The organism is Ruegeria sp. CE9, from assembly GCF_056537425.1.
Map to the genome: position 1 here is coordinate 1 of NZ_JBQFRO010000149.1, position 505 is coordinate 505.

At 59.0% G+C, this 505-nt stretch carries 1 protein-coding gene; it reads left to right on the forward strand.

The genetic code is table 11. The features are described from left to right. Window positions 1-505 (forward strand): metallopeptidase TldD-related protein (locus ACR0B3_RS24585; RefSeq protein ID WP_480811321.1); only part of this gene is annotated, 505 nt, incomplete at both ends.

The following is a 505-nucleotide window of genomic DNA, read 5'->3' on the forward strand; positions in this document are numbered from 1 at the left end:
GGCTACGCCCGCAGTGATTATGGCCTCTCCTGCGTGGCAATTTCAGGCGAAGGCACAGGCATGGAGCGGGATTACTACGGGGATGGCCGCATTTTCCGCAGTGATCTGATTAGCCCCGAAGAAATAGGGTGCGAAGCTGGGATGCGTGCTGCTGCGCGCGCAGGGGCACGAAAGCCAAAAACAGGGAAATATCCCGTTTTCTTTGATGAACGTGTCTCCTCAACCCTCATCGGTCACATCTTGGCCGCGATCAATGGCAGCGCGATTGCACGCGGGTCGAGTTGGTTGCGCGATGCATTGGGTGAGGCGGTTTTGCCTGTTGGGTTTGATCTGCTGGAAGACCCTTTGCGCAAGCGTGCAGGCGGCTCGCGCCCCTTTGACGCCGAAGGTTTGGCGGCACAAAAGCGCGCCTTCATACAAGATGGCAAGCTGGCCTCATGGGTGCTTGATCTGGCGACTGCGCGAAAATTGGGTCTGGAAAGCACCGCCAATGCCGCGCGCGGGC